This window comes from Pseudomonas sp. GW822-FHT05A08 (assembly GCF_058800485.1).
This window is the reverse complement of sequence record NZ_CM179511.1, coordinates 929004-946785: the sequence shown is the minus strand read 5'-3', so window position 1 is coordinate 946785 and position 17782 is coordinate 929004. Positions and strand designations below refer to the sequence as shown.

The window sequence follows — 17782 nt, the reverse complement described above, 5'->3', positions numbered from 1 at the left end:
CCGTTTGCTCTCAACGCGTCGGCTTGACCGCCACCGGCGCCTTGCCCGAACGCATCTGCTCGAGTAGCGGCGCGCACTGGTTCGGCTCGCCACCGCTCGGAGCCACCAGCGCCAGCAATCCGGCCGCCGGCCCGGCGATCACCCCCAGCGCCACCATGCCGGCGCCGCGCAACATCAGCGGCACGGCCTCGACCCCAGCCTCCGGCTTGATGAACTTGCCTCGCACATAGAGCGGCGAGCGCAGGGAGAACAGGCGCAGGCCCTTGGATTCCGGAGTGATGGTCAGGTCCAGTTGCTCGCTGGCCATGTTCGCGGTGCCGTCGATGTAGACGATCGCGTTCTCGGTATCGAACACGAACAGGCGAGTGGTGGCCAGGCCGGTCTTGATGCCGAAGTCGGCGGCGGCGCAATTGATCTTCACTTCCTTGTCGCCAAACATTTTGCCGATCACATAGTTGCCGACGTTGAGCCCGGCGATCTCCATCAGGCTGCGGCTGATGGCGCCGTCGTTGATCAGCATCTTCAGCTCGCCGTTGGCGCTGCCGAGCAGGGCCGCCACCGAGTTGCCGCGCCCGGCGATATCGGCATCGCCATTGAGTTCGCCGAAGCTGGTTTTCATCGGCTCGAAGGTCGGGAACAGCTGCTTGAGCTTGAAGTTGCGCGCGGTCAGCTTGGCACGGCCTTCCAGCGGCGTGGCCTGGCCGTTGAGGCGAATCTGCGCATCCAGCTTGCCGCCGGCCACGCCGAAACGCAGCGGCTCCAGGCTCAGGCGCCCGTCGTCGAGCACCAGGTGGGTGTACAGGTCGGTGAAGGGCAAATCGGCGCTATGGACGATGCGCTTGCCGGTGAACTCGACATCGGCGTCCATGTCGCGCCAGCGCTCGGTGCGGAACTCTTCCACCGGCAGCACCTTGTCCGCCGGCTGCTTGCTGTCGCCGCCCCGGGCCTTCTGCTTGGCGTTGGAGTCGGCGCCGATCAGCGGCGCCAGGTCGCTGAACAGCAACTGATTGGACACCAGCGCACCAGTCAGCTTGGGCCGCGGCTGGCTGGCGACGTAGGTCAGGTTGCCGTGGATGTCGCTGTCGCCGATCTTGCCGTTGAAATCCTGGTACTGGAACTTCGCCCCGGCCGGGTCGCGCAACTGCGCGCTCAGGTGGCCATCGGTGGCATAGGCCGGCGAGTCCGGCAGGGTCACGCCAGTCAGCGGGTACAGGTTGCCCAGGCTGGTGCCGGCGAGCTTCATGCGCAGATCCAGGGCGCCGAGGTTGAGCGGGTCGGTCAGGGTGCCGGCCAGTTCGACGCGGGTATCGCCGATCGTTGCCTGAACTTGCAGCGGAAACGGCTTGCTCGCGTCCTGCAGCGCCAGCAAGCCGCCGATCTTGCCGGAGCCGGTGAGCGCCTGGCCGTGATATTGCCCCTTGGCCTTGAAGGCAAAGGCGTAGGACTGGGGAGCCGCGCCCTTCTCCTCGGCTTTCTTCGCCGCCTTGTCGCCAACGATGTCGCTGAACGGAATCGGCTTGCCCAACGGGTCGATCAGCAGGTCGAGGCGGGTTTTCAGGCTTTGGTCATTGAGGATGACATGGCCTTTGTCGAAGCCGATGGCGCCGATGTCCACCACCCAGTTGGAGGGTTCGGCGTTCGGGTCTTTCGGGTCGAACTGGAAAGTCCAGTTGGCGCGGCCGTCGGCCAGGCGTTCGAGGGCGGCGTTCGGCTCGGTGAGGTCGATGCGCGGAATGCGCACGCGCTGCGCCAGCAATGCCAGGGGCGAAATGCGCAACTCGACGCGCTTGAGGCTGACCATCTGCGGCACCTTGGACCAGTCGGGGTTGCCCAGGGTCAGGTCTTCGGCCACCACATGCGGCCACGGCACCCAGGCCCGCCAGCCGCCTTCGTCAAGTTCGCGTTGCCAGATCACCGCCAGGTTGCCGTTGATGGCGAAGGGGCGATGCAGTTCTTCGGAGACTTTGGCATTGAGTGGCGGCTTGATCCGGTTCCAATCGAAGAACGCGATGATCAGTACCAGCACGGCCAGCAGCAGGAAAAGGCTACCGACTGTCCAGGCGAGAATTTTACGAGTGCGCGTCATTGCACGGGGCTCCTGACTACCTGACGGGCGCCTGGATGGTGACGCCCTTATGAACTGCCGGGGTTGAAATCCACCGGTCATGGAAACTAGGACTGACAAACGGCCCGCAGGTTTAACCCGAAGCCGCGAATCAGACACAAAAGCACGGATTTTCCTGACCGAAGCGCCAGCTTGGCGTTACCGCCGCCGCACTTTTGCGAGGCGCAGATGGGTCGAAAATACCCACCCCGGTGCAAAACCCTTCTTCGGAAACGCCCGTTCTAGAGCCCTCGGGCAGAACAATCAATTCTGTTGATTATTACCATTGTCTTTATGAACTTTTATATCGATTTTGCGCGCGTAACATTGGCTCCGTACCCACTTTATCGCCCTCCCAAGGAGCAACCCATCATGAAACGCCAATTACTGCTTAGCCTGACCCTCTCGATCCTGGCAGCCAACGCTTTCGCCCTGCCAGCCGCTGAACAGGCTACCCCCCAAGTCAAGGCCAGCACCTCGGTATTCACCCAGACCCTGGCTTCCGACGGCGGCGACCGCACTCCACAAGGCCAGACCCTGGCTTCCGATGGCAGCGACCGCACCCCACAAGGCCAGACCCTGGCTTCCGACGGCAGCGACCGCACCCCACAAGGCCAAACCCTGGCTTCCGATGGTGGCGACCGTACCCCACAAGGTCAGACCCTGGCTTCCGATGGCAGCGACCGCACCCCACAAGGCCAAACCCTGGCTTCCGATGGTGGCGACCGTACCCCACAAGGTCAGACCTTGGCTGAAGACGGCTTCGATCGCACTCCCCTGGGCCAGGCTGTAGCCGAAGGCGGCCGTGATCGCCTGGAAGAGAAAGGTCTGGTTTAAGACGGCAACGACCGTTTGGCCTAATGCAACCCAGCTGTGAGTCAAGCCCATGATGCCTCTACAGAAAAGCCCGGTCCCTGGATCGGGCTTTGTTTTTTCCTGAGCCGCGCCGTTTTTTTTCTGCGTCCACCGCTCCGATCCAGGTCTCGCCTTCAGCCTACCGCCCCCACTAGGTTCGACGCCGGCAAAGTTGATTTGCTAGAGTGCGCCGCTCTCTTGATCAGAAAACCAGCCCGCCGATGCTGCCCCGCGCCGAACAGAAACAACAGACTCGCAACGCTCTGATGGACGCTGCCCGCCACCTGATGGAATGCGGCCGCGGATTCGGCAGCCTGAGCCTGCGCGAAGTGGCGAAAACCGCCGGCATAGTGCCGACCGGTTTCTACCGGCATTTCGACGATATGGACCAACTCGGCCTGGTACTGGTCAGCGAAGTCGGCCAGACCTTTCGCGAAACCATCCGCCTGGTGCGCCATAACGAATTTGTCATGGGCGGCATCATTGATGCCTCGGTGCGGATCTTCCTCGATGTAGTGGCAGCCAACCGCTCGCAGTTCCTGTTCCTCGCCCGCGAGCAGTACGGCGGTTCGCTGCCGGTGCGCCAGGCGATCGCCAACCTGCGGGAAAACATCAGCGCCGACCTGGCGGCCGACCTGACCCTGATGCCCAAGCTGCAACACCTGAACATCGCCGACCTGACGGTGATGGCCGACCTGATCGTCAAAAGCGTGTTCGCCACCTTGCCGGACATCATCGATCCGCCTGCGCAAGCCCTGCCCGAGCACCTCACGCCCCAGGCGAAAATCACCCAGCAACTGCGTTTCATCTTTATCGGCCTCAAGCATTGGCAAGGGCTGGGCAGCACCGAATAACCCCCGTCGCTGCGCTCAACCGCACAACCTCCTCCACCACCTCATCTGCCCGCCATGGCTCGCGCCAGAGCGGCGCTTCGCCGCGCATCAAAAAACAGCACAACGCACCAAGTCAGTGCTATAAATCAGCGCACGCCCTGAATTTGTAACAAAATAAAACAAAAGCCTGCCCCATTTTCAGGCGCTTTCCACCCGTTTCCGATCAGACCGCGCGATTGGCAAGGCACTTGCTCTACACCCTGCATCGCTCATAGCTGGAAGCCTTCCAATGCTGGTGATTCATCGCAGAATCGCGCCGCAACCCGACTGGTCCGCCGAGTTGCACCTGACCTTCGAAGCCCGCAGCAAAAGCCGCTTGCGCTGTTTTAGTGCCGACGGCGAAGACGCCGGGCTGTTTCTGGAGCGTGGCCAGCCGCCGCTGCACGACGGCGAATGCCTGCAAGCCGAAGACGGCCGGATCGTGCGGGTCTGTGCGCGTCCGGAAACCCTGTTGCATGTCACCTGCCGCAATGCCTTCGAACTGACCCGCGCCGCCTACCACCTGGGCAACCGCCACGTCGCGCTGCAAGTCGGCGATGGCTGGCTGCGCCTGCTCGACGATTATGTGCTCAAGGCCATGCTCGAACAGCTCGGCGCCAATACCGAAACCATCGAGGCGCCGTTCCAGCCGGAACACGGCGCCTACGGCGGCGGCCATCATCATTCCCGCCACGGCGACGAGGACTTCAACTACGCGCCGCGGCTGCATCAGTTCGGCGTCCGCCCATGAACCCGGCCTGGGCCCTGCTGCGCCTGGCCAGCCCACAACTGCCGATTGGCGGCTACAGCTATTCCCAGGGCCTGGAAATGGCCGTGGAACAGGCCAGGGTCAACGACCCGCACAGCGCCCGACGCTGGATCGGCGACCAGTTGCTGCTCAACCTGGCGCGCTTCGAAGCACCGCTGTTGCTGGCCCATTGTCAGGCGGCCACCGACGAGGATTGGGCGCAATTGCTGCAGCTGTGCCAGGAACATCGTGCCAGCCGCGAAACCCGCGAGCTGCACCAGGAAAGCCGGCAAATGGGCTATTCCCTGCAACAGCTGCTGAACGGCCTGCCGGAGCTGGATCCGCCGGCCCGCGCCTTTCTCGCGCAGATCGCCGAGCCGCATCTGGCCCTGGGCTGGGCCCTGGCCGCGCGGGCCTGGCGGATCAGCCCGCAGGACGCCCTGGCCGCCTGGCTGTGGAGCTGGCTGGAAAACCAGCTGGCGGTGCTGATGAAAACCCTGCCCCTGGGCCAGCAGGCTGCTCAGCGCATGACCAGCGAACTGTTGCCGTTGCTGCAAGAGGCCCAGCGCAATGCCTCGAACCTCGACCCCGAACATTACGGCAGCGCCACCTTCGGCCTGTCCCTGGCGTGCATGGCCCATGAGCGCCAGTACAGCCGCCTGTTCCGCTCCTAGGTCTTTTTAGTTTGGCGCCTTTTACTTGGTGCCTTTTATTGTGGAGAGTCACATGAACGCACAACCTCTGCGCGTCGGCATCGGCGGCCCGGTGGGCTCCGGCAAGACCGCCCTGACCCTGGCCCTGTGCCTGGCCCTGCGCGAACGCTACAACCTGGCGGTGGTGACCAACGATATCTACACCCGCGAAGACGCCGACTTCCTGGTGCACAACCAGGCCCTGGCGCCCGAGCGCATCATCGGCGTGGAAACCGGCGGCTGCCCGCACACGGCGATTCGCGAAGACGCCTCGATCAATCTCGAAGCGGTGGATCAGCTGAACCGGCGTTTTCCCGGCCTCGACCTGATTCTGGTGGAGTCCGGCGGCGATAACCTGTCGGCGACCTTCAGCCCCGAACTGTCCGACCTGACCATCTACGTGATCGACGTGTCGGCGGGCGACAAGCTGCCGCGCAAGGGTGGCCCGGGCATCTGCAAGTCCGACCTGCTGGTGATCAACAAGATCGACCTGGCGCCCCTGGTCGGCGCTTCGCTGGAGATGATGGACGGCGATACCCAGCGCATGCGCGGTGGCAAGCCGTTCGTCTTCAGCAATCAGAAGACCGGCCAGGGCCTGGAGGAAATCATCGCCTTTATCGAACGCCAGGGACTGCTGATCGCGGCCTGATCGCTCTTTTCAAAAAGCTCAACAAGGAAGCCTGTCCATGACACTCAAACGCATTCTCGGCACCCTCGCCCTGCTGCTGACTCCAGCTTTGGCCTTCGCTCACCCGGGCCACGGCGACAACGGCCTGATGGCCGGCATCAGCCACCCGATCGGTGGCCTCGACCACTTGCTGGCGATGGTTGCGGTCGGCCTGTGGGCCGCGCAGCAGCAAGGCGCGGCGCGCTGGGCACTGCCCTGCACCTTCGTCGGCACCATGCTGATCGGCGGCGTGCTGGGTTTTGCAGGGCTGAACCTGCCGGCCCTGGAAAGCGGGATCGCCGCCTCGGTCCTGGCCCTCGGCCTGGCCGTGGCCCTGGCGGTGCGTCCGCCGTTGAGCCTGGCGGTGGCCGCCACCGCGCTGTTCGCCCTGTTCCACGGCGTGGCCCACGGCCTGGAACTGCCGGACATGTCCAGCCCCTGGACCTATGCCGCAGGCTTCGTCGCCGCCACCGCGGCACTGCACGCGGCCGGTTACGCCGTGGTCCGGGTCCTGCCACAGGCCGCTGCGCCGCTGGTGCGCCTGGCGGGCGCGGCGTCCGCCGCGACGGGCGTGTGGTTGCTGGCCGGCTGAGTCGCCCAATACCGGCGCTCCTGTAGGAGCGCCGGTCGAAGCTCGATTGCTCGCGATGCGTTCTTGGCGACATACCCCGTCGCCTGGATCGCGAGCAAGCTTCGCTCCTACCCCGCACACCACGATCCCCGGGGCCTTCTCTGCTACCATGTCGCGCATTCCACCCTGCCGTGACGACGCCAGCCAATGCCCGATGTTTCCAGCCCCACTTCCCCGTCTGAATCGACCGCCCTGTTTACGGCCGTGCAACAGCATTTCCACAGCGTGATCGTGCCGCTCTGGCAGGGGCCGGGCTGGAATCCGGAACTGGCGTTGCCCTTCGAGGCGCTGGACGCCGAACATGCCCCGCTGCCGCCTCAGCGTTATCGGGCCATGGCCTGCGCCCGGCAGCTGTACCTGTTTTCCAGCCTGATCGGCGATGGTCGTACGCCGCTTGCCGAAGCGCGCGCCGCAGCGCTGTTCCGTTCCCTGCAACGGCACTTCCACGATGCCGAGCACGGTGGCTGGTTCTACAGCATCGATGCCCAGGGCGCGCCGCTGGACAGGCGCAAGGACCTCTACACCCACGCCTTCATCGTCTTTGCCTGCGCCCATTACTGGGCCAGGGTCCGCGAGCCGCTGGTGGAATCGGTGCTCAATGCCGCGCTGAAAGTGGTGGCCGAACGTTTTGCCAGCGGCGATGGCCTGTACGAAGCGGTCCTCGCCGAAGACTGGTCGTCCCTGGCTTGCGGCCCCTTGCAGAACCCGCTGATGCACCTGGCCGAAGCCTTCCTCGCCACCCTGGCCGTGCGTGACGACGCCGCCGTGCAAAGCGCGCTGCTGGCCCTGTGCACGGCCATGCAGCAGCGCTTCATCGAGCCACGGCATGGCCTGATGATGGAGAAACCGCTGGGGGCTGTGGATAACTGGTTCGAGCCGGGGCACCAGTTCGAATGGTTCTTCCTGCTGCAATCCTCGGCCTTGCTGCGCGGCTGCCCGCTGCACGCCTCGCTGGAGCGGGCCTTCGCCTATGCCGAGCAGGTTGGAGTGGATAACTCCAGCGGTGCGGTGAGCGGGATGCTGAGTGTCGAGGGCGACGTGCTCGACCCCACCCAACGCATCTGGGCCCAGGCCGAATACCTGCGCGCCCTGACCTTGCGCCAGGACAGCGCCGAACGCCTGCAGCACCAGTTGCTGGCGCTGCAACGACACTTCCTGCATGCCAAGGGCTGGAACGAATGCCTGGATGCCCATGGCGTACTCAGCCGCCGGGACATGCCGTCAACCACGCCTTATCACCTGGCGACCTGTTATCTCGGCCTGGCTGAATACTTCGGCTGATCTTTACATCGCTATCGCGAGCGAGCTTCGCTCCTACAGAAAAGGGTATGCCTGTGTAGGAGCGAAGCTCGCAATTGCGCGCCTGCGCTCAGGAAGGCCTCAGGCAATCCACTTGCGATCGCCGGTAAAGCTGATGGTCAGCCAGCGCGCCGCATCCGCCTTGCCGAGCTGTGTGGATATCTCCTCGCGCAGCTTGTCCAGCGTCGCCACGCCCTGCAATGGATAGTCCTGCGGCAGCACGATGTGAATCTCGATGAACCGCGCCCGTCCGTGCTTCTGCACATACGAGACGTAGTCGGCAAAGCCGTGCTCGACTGTCGCCTCGTCCATCACTTGGCGAACCTTGTCATCCAGTTGGTCCGGGACAATTCCCAGTACATCGCGTAACGCTGGCTTGAGGATATTGAGGGCCGGCGCGAGCATGCTCAGGGCCAGCAGGATCAGGATCGACGGGTCGACATAAGCGGCCCACTGGCCATAACCCTGGGTCTTGAGCAGCAACGCGATGAGAAAGCTCACCAGCAAGCCGATCGAGAGCATCGCGTCCACCAGCCAGCTGACGTTGTCGAACTGGATCAACGAGGATTTCAACGTGCGATTGCGATAACGGACGTAGAAGAAATAGGCGAAGCAGACGACGCTAAGCACCATCGCAAAAGGGATCACCAGGCCCAGTTCGATCTCGCGGCCACCGTTGATGATGCCGAACATACCGCTGAGAAAGGCGTAGATCGCAATCAGCAACAAAAAGCTGCCTTCGATCAGCAGCACCATCGGTTCCAGGTGCCAGAAGCCGAACTGAAAGCGCTGGTTGCTTTCCTTGGCGATCAGCTTGGCGGTGATCAGCATCAAGACCTTGATGACGGTCGCGATCAGCGAAAAAAAACCATCGAACAGAATCGATTGGGAACCGGAAAAAAAACCCGTGACGATAGCGGCGATCGCCACGGCGAACATCAGGACGGTCGATTGTTTGAGCAGTACCTGCTCACCTCGGTTACTCACATTTCCTCCTCGAGAACCTTTGACTTCGCGGCCTTGATGCAAGGCTGCGGTGGGTTGCGGAGCGGGAGTCTACCTTGTGCGGGCTGATTCAGGCCTGAACGGCTGTGTTGCCAAACGCATCGGCACGCGGAGTGTAGCCGCTGCCGCAGGCTGCGATAAGGCCCGGAGGGCCTTCGGCGATCTTGAAGAGCACGCCCTCTTCGAGGTCGATCGCAGCCTTCGGCAGCGGCTACAGGGGGAGCATTCAGCCCTTGGCATTGCGCTCGATGGCGAAGCCGGCCCAGGTCTGGCTCACCGGCATCAGTTCCAGGCTGTTGATATTGACGTGGGCCGGGGTGTTGAGCACCCAGAAGATGGTGTCGGCGATGTCCTGCGGCTGGATCGGCTCGGCACCGGCGTAGGTGGCGTCGTAGCGCTCCTGGTCGCCTTTGAAGCGCACCAGGGAGAACTCGCTTTCGCACAGGCCCGGCTCGATGTTGGTCACCCGCACACCGGTGCCTTGCAGGTCGCAACGCAGGTTCAGGGAGAACTGTTTGACGAACGCCTTGCTCGCGCCATACACGTGGCTGCCCGGATACGGGTAGTTACCGGCGATGGAGCCGAGGTTGACGATGCCGGCGCCGCGGCCATGGGCGATCAGCCGTGGCAGCAGCAGGCGGGTGCTGTACATCAGGCCCTTGATGTTGGTGTCGACCATGGTGTCCCAGTCGTCCAGGTCGCACTTGGGCGCCGGATCGACCCCCAGGGCCAGGCCGGCGTTGTTGATCAGCCCGCGCAGCTTGGCAAAGGACGGCGGCAGGTTGGCGATCGCTTCTTCCATGGCCTTGCGGTCCCGCACATCGAGCACCAGGCCGTGCACTTCGGTCTGCTTCGACAGCTCGGCGCACAGGGCGTCGAGACGCTCTTCGCGGCGCCCGGTCAGCACCAGCGACCAGCCGGCCTCGGCAAAACGACGGGCACAGGCTTCGCCAAAACCGGAGGTCGCGCCGGTAATAAACAGGGTGGAAGTCATGGTGTTCTCCTTGCTGGGCGTCGAACCGCCGTGGAAATGAAAAATCGTTTCGCAGCATGCCCGGCCTGAATCGCAGCGGCAACCGGAGGTTGTGCGAGCCCGGCTATCAGCCTCCCCTGTAGCCGCTGCCGAAGGCTGCGATCGGTCTGGGCGGCATTGCGTTCGAAGAGGGCGTGCTCTTCAAGATCGTTGAAAGGCCCTCCGGGCCTTATCGCAGCCTTCGGCAGCGGCTACAGAGACGCAACTGTACAAAAAACGACCAACAACCGCCAAGCCAGGCAGGTCGTGGCCCGCAGCCACATGCACGCACCTTATCCACAGGACGCTCCACAGTCTTTGGGGGCAAGTGCAAAAGTCCGCAAGCCGCTATCCACAGGGGCTGCAGGCGGTTTTAGAAAGTTTTTTGCTTGACCTGGGCATGGCGTCCATGCAGCCCCGACCGATACAGGCGACCGAACGGTCAGGCAAGGGATGCCTTCAAGCCAGTAACGACGCTGCCTCGGCGAGTCTTTCCAGAGTTTAATCACAGACTTATCCACAGGCTTGTCCAGGGGGGTTCCGCCCTTTGCCTGCGACAATAAAAAGGTTGACAACGGCCGCTCAAGGTCCGGCAAAAACGCCTGATCAAAAAACGATCGCCAGCCTGCAGGCCACGCCATTCAAGGCGTCCAGCCAGCTACTCCCACGTTACCCACAGCCAGTTCCACAGCAAACGGGGACAAGTCAAAACCTTGGCAAAACAACTATTTGCAGCGTCTTTATGCCGCGCTTTGCCAGCTTGCGCAGAATGTTTTCCACAATTTGCGTTTTCTGCTGTGGACAAGGTCATCCAGCCTCTGTAGGAGCGAGCTTGCTCGCGAAGAACCGGAGAACGACGCGTATATCCAGACAGCCAGCGTCATCGTTGACGAGCATCGCGAGCAAGCTCGCTCCCACAAGATCAAGGGGATAAAAAATGCCCCGGCGGCGTGAGCCGGCGGGGCAGGTCTTATCCACAGTACACAGGCTCAGTGCCCGCCCAGATACGCGTTACGCACCTCCTCGTTGACCAGCAGTTCCTGGCCGGTGCCGCTCAGGCGGATCTCGCCGTTGACCATCACATAGGCGCGGTCCGACAGCTTCAACGCGTGGTTGGCGTTCTGCTCGACCAGGAAGATGGTCATGCCGGTGGAGGCCAGCTCGCGCAGGGTGGCGAAGATCTGCTTCACCACGATCGGCGCCAGCCCCAGGCTCGGTTCGTCCAGCAACAGCAGCTTGGGACGGCTCATCAGCGCGCGGGCGATGGCGAGCATCTGCTGCTCGCCGCCGGACATGGTCATGGCCCGCTGGGTCCGACGCTCCTTGAGCCGCGGGAACAGTTCGAACATGCGCTGCATGTCTTCGCTGGCGTACTTGTCGCCGATGGGGATGGTGCCCATCAGCAGGTTCTCTTCCACCGTCATGTCCGGAAACACCCGGCGCCCTTCCGGCGACTGGGCGATGCCGTTGGAGGCGATGTAGTGCGAGGATTTGTGGGTGATGTCCACACCGCGGTAGATGATCTGCCCGGACTCGGCCCGCGGCTGGCCGAAAATCGACATCAGCAGCGTGGACTTGCCGGCACCGTTGGAGCCGATCAGGCTCACGGTTTCACCTTCGTTGATGTGCAGCGAGACTTTCTTCAGGGCCTGGATCGGCCCGTAGTACACGTCCAGGTCCTTGAGTTCGAGGATAGGCGCAGTCGTCATACCAGTTCCTCTTCGTCCGCACCCAGGTAGGCGGCAATCACTTTCGGGTCGTTGCGGATCGCTTCGGGCCCGCCCTCGGCGATCACGTTGCCGTGGTCGAGCACCACGATATGGTCGGAAATACTCATCACCATGCCCATGTCATGTTCGATCAGCACCACGGTCAGGTCGTGCTCATCGCGCAGCAGCCGGATCATCGCGCTGAGCGCTTCGGTTTCCTGGGGGTTGAGGCCGGCGGCCGGTTCGTCGAGGCAGATGATCTGCGGCCGGGTGCACATGGCGCGGGCGATTTCCAGGCGGCGTTGCTGGCCGTAGGACAACTCGCCGGCCAGGCGGTTGGCGCAGTCCACCAGGTCCACCACCTCCAGCCAGTAGAAGGCGTGGTCCAGGGCGTCGCTTTCAGCCTTCTGGTAACCCTTGGTATTGAGGATGCCGGACAGCAGGTTGCGGTTGACCCACATGTGCTGGGCCACCAGCAGGTTCTCCAGCACCGACATTTCCCTGAACAGGCGAATGTTCTGGAAGGTCCGCGCCAGGCCCGCCCGGTTCACCAGGTGGGTACCGCCGAACATCTTGTAGAACAGTCGGCTGGCAAAGCGCTTGGGCGACACGAAGTCGGTCGCGCGAAACGGCTCGCCCAGCAGCTTGATGACGTTGGTCGGCTTGCCTCGGGTATTGAGGGCGATGTGCCCGCCCGTGGCCTTGTAGAAACCGGTCAGGCAGTTGAACACCGTGGTCTTGCCGGCGCCGTTGGGGCCGATCAGGGCGAAGATGGAGTTGCGCTTGACCTCCAGGCTGACGTCGCTCAGGGCCTTGATGCCACCGAAGTGCATCATCAGGTTCTCTACCTTGAGAATGACTTCATCGCTCATGGCACGCTCCTCTCGACCAAGGCACCTTTACGCGGGGTCACCCCGGTACGGCTGATACGAATCAGGCCTCGCGGCCGCCAGATCATCATTAACACCATGAGAATGCCGAACAGCAGCACCCGGTACTCGGAGAAGCTGCGCAGCAGTTCCGGCGCCACGGTGAGGACGAACGCCGCGATCACCACGCCCACGGTCGACCCCATGCCGCCCAGGACCACGATGGCCAGGATCAGCGCCGACTCGAAGAAGGTGAAGGACGAGGGGTTCACGAAGCCCTGGTAGCTGGCGAAGAACACCCCGGCCAGGCCGGCGGTGGAAGCGCCGATGGTGAAGGCCGAGAGCTTCACCAACACGTGGTTCAGGCCCATGGCGCGGCAGGCGATCTCGTCTTCGCGCAAGGCTTCCCAGGCCCGGCCGACCGGCATGCGGGTCAGGCGGTGCTTGATGTAGAGCACCAGCAGCACCACGATGAACAGCACGATGTAGATGAACAGGAACTTCAGGTTGGGGTTGTATTCCAGGCCGAAGAACTCATGGAACGGCACCCCGCCATCCTTCGCCCGCCGAGTGAATTCCAGGCCGAAAATGCTCGGCGACGGAACCGGCATGCCGTTCGGGCCGCCAGTGAAGGACAGCCAGTTGTTGAGGATCAGGCGGATGATCTCGCCGAAGCCCAGGGTCACGATGGCCAGGTAGTCACCGTGCATGCGCAACACCGGGAAGCCGAGTATGCACCCCGCCAGCGCCGCGGCGAGGGCCGCCAGGGGCAGCACGGTCCAGAAGCCCAGGCCCAGGTACTGGTAACCCAGCGCCAGGCCGTAGGCACCGATGGCGTAGAACGCCACGTACCCCAGGTCGAGCAGCCCGGCCAGGCCGACCACGATGTTCAGCCCCAGGCCGAGCAGCACGTAGATCAGGCCGAGGATGACCACGGTCAGCAGGTACTTGTTGGCAAAGAACGGGAAGACGATAGCGATCACGATCAGCGCCGGGATGATCCAGCGCAGCCGCGACTTGTAGTCCGGCGCCCGCACATGCACGCCGGAGCCGGTGCTCTCGAAACCCTGGAGGATCTTCAGCCCCTTGGGCGTCTGCAGGAACAGGCTCAAGGCGAAACGGCCGATCATCACGATCGCCACCAGCCAGCCGACGCGGGCCGGTTGCAGGTTGAAGCTGTAGCCCTCGAGTACCACGCCCACGATAGGACCGAACACGATCAGCGAGATCAGCCCGGCCAGTACGGCGTCGATGAGGCTCTTTTTGATATCAATCGGTTTATTGGCAGCAGACATACTTATACCTTCGCCACGAGTGGGCGACCCAGCAGGCCTTGGGGACGGAAGATCAGAATCAGCACCAGCAGCGAGAAACTGAACACGTCTTTGTAGTCGGAGTTGATCAGACCGGAGAACAGCGACTCGGAGATCCCGAGGATGATCCCGCCGAGCATCGCGCCCGGCAGCGAGCCGATGCCGCCGAGTACCGCCGCGGTGAACGCCTTGATGCCGATGATGAAGCCGGCATAGAAGTCGAACGTGCCGTAGTTCATGGTGATCAGTACGCCCGCCAGCGCCGCCATGGCGGCGCCGATGATGAACACGTAGGAAATCACCCGGTCGGTGTTGATCCCGAGGATCGAGGCCATCTTGCGGTCTTGCTGGGTGGCGCGGCACATGCGGCCGAGCTTGGTGTACTTGATGATGTAGGTGAGCACGGCCATGCCGGCGAATGCCGCCACCAGGATGAAGATCTTGGTGTAGGTGAGCTGGACGAAACCGGTGCCGATGTCGACCTTCCAGGCGCCGGCCAGCAGCGTCGGTACACCTTGTTGCTTGGCGCCCTGGCTGATCTGCGCGTAGTTCTGCAGGATCAGCGAGATACCGATGGCGCTGATCAGCGGCGCCAGGCGGGTGGAGTTACGCAGGGGTTTGTAGGCGACGCGCTCGATGACCCAGCCATAGATCCCCGTCACGACGACGGTGAAGACCAGGGTACCGAGAATGAGTAGCGGGAAGGATTCGATGCCGAAGTAGGCCAGCAGAGCCAGACTGATTGCCGCGAGGTAAGCGGAAATCATGTAAACCTCGCCGTGGGCGAAGTTGATCATGCCGATGATGCCATAGACCATTGTGTAGCCGATGGCGATCAGACCATAGACGGACCCGAGGGTCAGTCCATTGATCAGTTGCTGCAGGAAAATACCATCCATAACGCAATCTCACGCATTTGAGAGACTGCACACAGCGGATACGACGGCCTGGGGTTCAACCACCCGCGCAACACAACAGTTGTGCAGCTCTACGAGAAAAGACAGGTACTGCACGGACACGCATGCAGCAGGCCTGCGCCCTCCCCTGGAGGAAGGACCGGCCTGCCCAGACGCTCATGTCACTTCTGTTTTTCCAGCTGGTGGTATTTGCCGTCCTTGTCCCACTGGTAAACCACGTAGTCGGAGACTTTCAGGTCGCCCTTGGCATCCCAGGTCTTCTCGCCCATCACGGTTTTCACCGGGTTGGCCTTGAGCCACTTGGCGGCGTCCTCGCCCTTGTTGGACTTGGCCCCGCCGAAGCCGGCAGCCAGTGCCTGGACCGACGCGTAGGCGTACAGGGTGTAGCCTTCAGGCTCGGTGCCGGCCTTGCGGAAAGCGTCGACCACGGTCTTGCTGTCCGGCAGCAGGCGCGGGTCGGCGCCGAAGGTCATGTACACGCCATCGACGTATTGCGGACCGCCAGCGGTGGTCACCAGTTCGTCGGTGACGATACCGTCGTCGGACATGAACTTGACGTCTTTGAGGCCCTGCTCGCGCATCTGGCGTACCAGCGGACCGGCTTCCGGGTGCAGGCCGCCGAAGTAGACGACATCGGCACCGGCGGCGCGGATCTTGGTGACCACGGCGCTGAAGTCTTTCTCGCCGCGGGTCAGGCCTTCGTACAGCACAGGCGTCACGCCGCGCTTGCTCAACTGGGCCTTGGTGGCATCCGCCAGGCCCTGCCCGTAGGTGTCCTTGTCGTGCAGGACCACGACTTTCTTGCCCTTGAGCACGTCAACGATGTAGTCGCCGGCGACGATGCCCTGCTGGTCGTCACGCCCGCACATGCGGAACATGGCGGAGAGGCCGCGCTCGGTGACCTGTGGGTTGGTGGAGCCCGGGGTGATGGCGATCACGCCCGCATCGCTGTAAACCTCAGAAGCCGGAATGGTCGACGACGAGCAGAAGTGACCGACCACACCGGCCACCTTGTCCTGGTCCACCAGGCGGTTGGCCACGGCCACGGCCTGTTTCGGTTCACAGGCGTCGTCGCCTTTGACCAGGACGATCTTCTCGCCGTTGACGCCGCCCTTGGCGTTGATCTCGTCAGCCGCTGCCTGTGCACCCTTCATGTACTGCTCGCCAAATGCCGCGTTGGCGCCTGTCATGGGACCCGCTACGCCGATCTTGAGGTCGGCCTGAGCAAACGCAGAAACACCCAACGCAGCTGCCACTGCGAGGGCCAGAAAGCCTTTCTTGTAAAACGTCTGGGACATGAGGTGGTGCTCCAAGGTTTTTTTAGTTGGCACTGCGACTTCACCGAATGCTCAGAGCAAGGGCCGTGCCATTGGTTTTTTATTCTGAAAAAAGTCGCTCTTTTATTGTTATTTCGACTGTTTCGAGCCCTTTTTTATTGGGCGTGCAACCGTCTAAACCGCGGAAGGTGAAACCTTACAAAACATCAGGCGCAACCCGACTGCGCCATCATTGCAACCGCGACGCAAATCAACGTGCAACCAGCCTGTAACAGCCTGCGTAACCGAACTGCACACTACTGGTGCAGGACTGCTACGCCCCGCACCACTACAGGCTAGTCGCTGCGCCGAAAAGCGCCGCACCCGGCAACATATTTCCTTTGTCAGATAACGATCCGCAGGCACTGGCCCGCGTGATACAGGGAGAACCCGGCCTCGTACAGGCAACTGCGCAAGCCCACGCCGGCCAGGGGCTGCATGGGGGCGAAGGGAATCGGCAAGGCCTGAGGATTTCCGTTACACAGGTAATCGGCGAACGCCTTGCCGACCACGGTACCGGTGGTCACGCCCCGGCCGTTGTAGCCGGTGACCGCCACCAGACCGGGCGCCGGCTCGAACAGACGCATCAGGTGATCGGGGGTAAAGGCGATGCAACCGGTCCAGGTGCACTCCCACTCCACCGTTTTCAGGTAAGGGAAATAGTGCTGTTGTACCCGGTCGGCCCAGGCCTTGAGGAACCAGGCCGGCTTCTGGTTGCCATTGCCCAGGCTGCCCAGCAACAGGCGGCCGTCGGCGTCCCGGCGAATGCTGCTGAGCACCTGGCGGGTATCCCAGGAACCCTGGCCACCCGGCAGGATCCGCTGCGCGGCTTCCTCGGTCAGCGGCCTGGAGGCGACCTGATAGTAGTAACCGGGGAAAAAATTGCGCCGCAATTCGGTCCAGTCGCCCTCGGTGTAGGCATTGGAGGCAATCACCACCTGCTCGGCCAGCACCGAGCCCTGGGCGGTTTGCACCGACCAGCGCTGGCCCTGGCGTTCGAGACGGGTCACCGGCGAATGGTCGAACAGTTGGCCACCCAGGTCGACCGCGGCCTTGGCCAGGCCACTGACATAGGCCATCGGATTGACCGTGCCGGCCCGGCGATCGAGCAAGGCGGCGGCGATCTTCCTGGTGCCGGTGGCGGTTTCACAAGCCGCGCCAGTCAACAGCTCGACCGGCGCGCCCCGACGTTTCCACTGGGCTTCCCGGCTGCGCAGGTCGGCCTCGCCCCGGGCGTTGTGCGCCATGTGCAGGGTGCCTTCGCGGCGCAGCTGGCAATCGATGCGGTATTTGTCGATCAGGCTGAACACCAGGGCCGGCGCCGCCCCCAGCATGCGGTTGAGCTGGCTGCCGACCGCCTCGCCGAAACCGGCCTCGATCTCGTCCGGCGGGATCCACATCCCGGCATTCACCAGCCCCACGTTGCGTCCCGAACCGCCGTGACCGGTGCGGTGGGCTTCCAGGACACAAACCCTCTTGCCCTGCTCCAGCAGGTGCACGGCGGCCGACAGGCCGGTAAAACCCGCGCCGATCACGCAGACATCCACCCTGACCTCGCCCTTGAGCGAGGCATTGTCAGGCCTTTGCGGCGTCAGTTTTTCCCACAGGCATTCTTCGCGTAACGGCATTGCCAGACTCCGAAATCAACGAACCACAGACCATGAACCAGCACCTCCCCTGTAGTCGCTGCCGCAGGCTGCGATCGACCGCTACGGTCGCGGCGAACTGAAGGCCGCCGCAGGCTCGACAGGAGATCGGGAACCAAGCTCCTTC

The 17782-nt window shown here is 63.0% G+C and carries 16 protein-coding genes; 7 read left to right on the top strand and 9 right to left on the bottom strand.

Annotated features, from left to right (window positions below):
- Window positions 1-10 precede the first annotated feature (10 nt).
- A complete protein-coding gene (locus tag AC3RCP_RS04245) occupies window positions 11-2086 on the bottom strand; it encodes an AsmA family protein (protein WP_101336694.1) in 2076 nt (691 codons plus the stop codon).
- 390 nt (window positions 2087-2476) lie between these two features.
- On the opposite strand from AC3RCP_RS04245, the gene AC3RCP_RS04240 reads away from it, so the two are divergent.
- From AC3RCP_RS04240 to AC3RCP_RS04210, 7 genes are all read left to right on the top strand, one after another.
- Window positions 2477-2941 (top strand): hypothetical protein, encoded by a 465-nt coding sequence (locus AC3RCP_RS04240; RefSeq protein WP_101336693.1) that lies wholly within the window; start codon window positions 2477-2479, stop codon window positions 2939-2941.
- Window positions 2942-3180: 239 nt separating this feature from the next.
- Complete coding sequence (locus tag AC3RCP_RS04235; protein WP_007925240.1) at window positions 3181-3813, top strand: TetR family transcriptional regulator; 633 nt, start codon at window positions 3181-3183, stop codon at window positions 3811-3813.
- 268 nt (window positions 3814-4081) lie between these two features.
- A complete protein-coding gene (gene ureE, locus AC3RCP_RS04230; protein WP_123411524.1) occupies window positions 4082-4582 on the top strand; it encodes an urease accessory protein UreE in 501 nt (166 codons plus the stop codon).
- Complete coding sequence (locus AC3RCP_RS04225; RefSeq protein WP_101336692.1) at window positions 4579-5253, top strand: urease accessory protein UreF; 675 nt, start codon at window positions 4579-4581, stop codon at window positions 5251-5253. The genes ureE and AC3RCP_RS04225 overlap by 4 nt, the downstream gene beginning before the upstream one ends.
- 52 nt (window positions 5254-5305) lie before the next feature.
- The gene (gene ureG / locus AC3RCP_RS04220; RefSeq protein ID WP_492571423.1) at window positions 5306-5920 is read left to right on the top strand and encodes an urease accessory protein UreG; all 615 of its coding nucleotides are present in this window, start codon (window positions 5306-5308) and stop codon (window positions 5918-5920) included.
- Window positions 5921-5957: 37 nt separating this feature from the next.
- Window positions 5958-6530, top strand: coding sequence for a HupE/UreJ family protein (locus AC3RCP_RS04215; protein ID WP_009041932.1), 573 nt, complete (start codon window positions 5958-5960; stop codon window positions 6528-6530).
- Window positions 6531-6716: 186 nt separating this feature from the next.
- Window positions 6717-7850, top strand: a complete 1134-nt coding sequence (locus tag AC3RCP_RS04210) for an AGE family epimerase/isomerase (RefSeq protein WP_101336691.1) — start codon at window positions 6717-6719, stop codon at window positions 7848-7850.
- A 99-nt stretch (window positions 7851-7949) separates the two neighbouring features.
- Here the strand turns inward: AC3RCP_RS04210 and AC3RCP_RS04205 are convergent, their stop codons facing one another.
- From AC3RCP_RS04205 to amaA, 8 genes are all read right to left on the bottom strand, one after another.
- Window positions 7950-8855: a cation diffusion facilitator family transporter gene (locus AC3RCP_RS04205; protein ID WP_492571422.1), complete on the bottom strand. Its 906-nt coding sequence runs from the start codon at window positions 8853-8855 to the stop codon at window positions 7950-7952.
- Between the two features lie 244 nt (window positions 8856-9099).
- Complete coding sequence (locus AC3RCP_RS04200) at window positions 9100-9867, bottom strand: SDR family oxidoreductase (protein ID WP_007925222.1); 768 nt, start codon at window positions 9865-9867, stop codon at window positions 9100-9102.
- 1007 nt (window positions 9868-10874) lie between these two features.
- Window positions 10875-11594, bottom strand: coding sequence for an ABC transporter ATP-binding protein (locus AC3RCP_RS04195; protein ID WP_007925221.1), 720 nt, complete (start codon window positions 11592-11594; stop codon window positions 10875-10877).
- Window positions 11591-12466 (bottom strand): ATP-binding cassette domain-containing protein, encoded by an 876-nt coding sequence (locus AC3RCP_RS04190; protein ID WP_007925220.1) that lies wholly within the window; start codon window positions 12464-12466, stop codon window positions 11591-11593. Before AC3RCP_RS04190 ends, AC3RCP_RS04195 begins: the two co-directional genes overlap by 4 nt.
- Window positions 12463-13758 carry a high-affinity branched-chain amino acid ABC transporter permease LivM gene (gene livM, locus AC3RCP_RS04185; protein WP_007925219.1) on the bottom strand — a complete coding sequence of 432 codons (1296 nt, stop codon included), beginning with the start codon at window positions 13756-13758 and terminating at the stop codon, window positions 12463-12465. The genes AC3RCP_RS04190 and livM overlap by 4 nt, the downstream gene beginning before the upstream one ends.
- Window positions 13759-13760: 2 nt before the next feature.
- The gene (locus AC3RCP_RS04180) at window positions 13761-14675 is read right to left on the bottom strand and encodes an ABC transporter permease subunit (protein WP_007925218.1); all 915 of its coding nucleotides are present in this window, start codon (window positions 14673-14675) and stop codon (window positions 13761-13763) included.
- Window positions 14676-14854: 179 nt separating this feature from the next.
- Complete coding sequence (locus tag AC3RCP_RS04175) at window positions 14855-15991, bottom strand: branched-chain amino acid ABC transporter substrate-binding protein (RefSeq protein WP_007925216.1); 1137 nt, start codon at window positions 15989-15991, stop codon at window positions 14855-14857.
- 362 nt (window positions 15992-16353) lie between these two features.
- Window positions 16354-17637: an L-pipecolate oxidase gene (amaA, locus tag AC3RCP_RS04170; RefSeq protein WP_087089922.1), complete on the bottom strand. Its 1284-nt coding sequence runs from the start codon at window positions 17635-17637 to the stop codon at window positions 16354-16356.
- Window positions 17638-17782 lie beyond the last annotated feature (145 nt).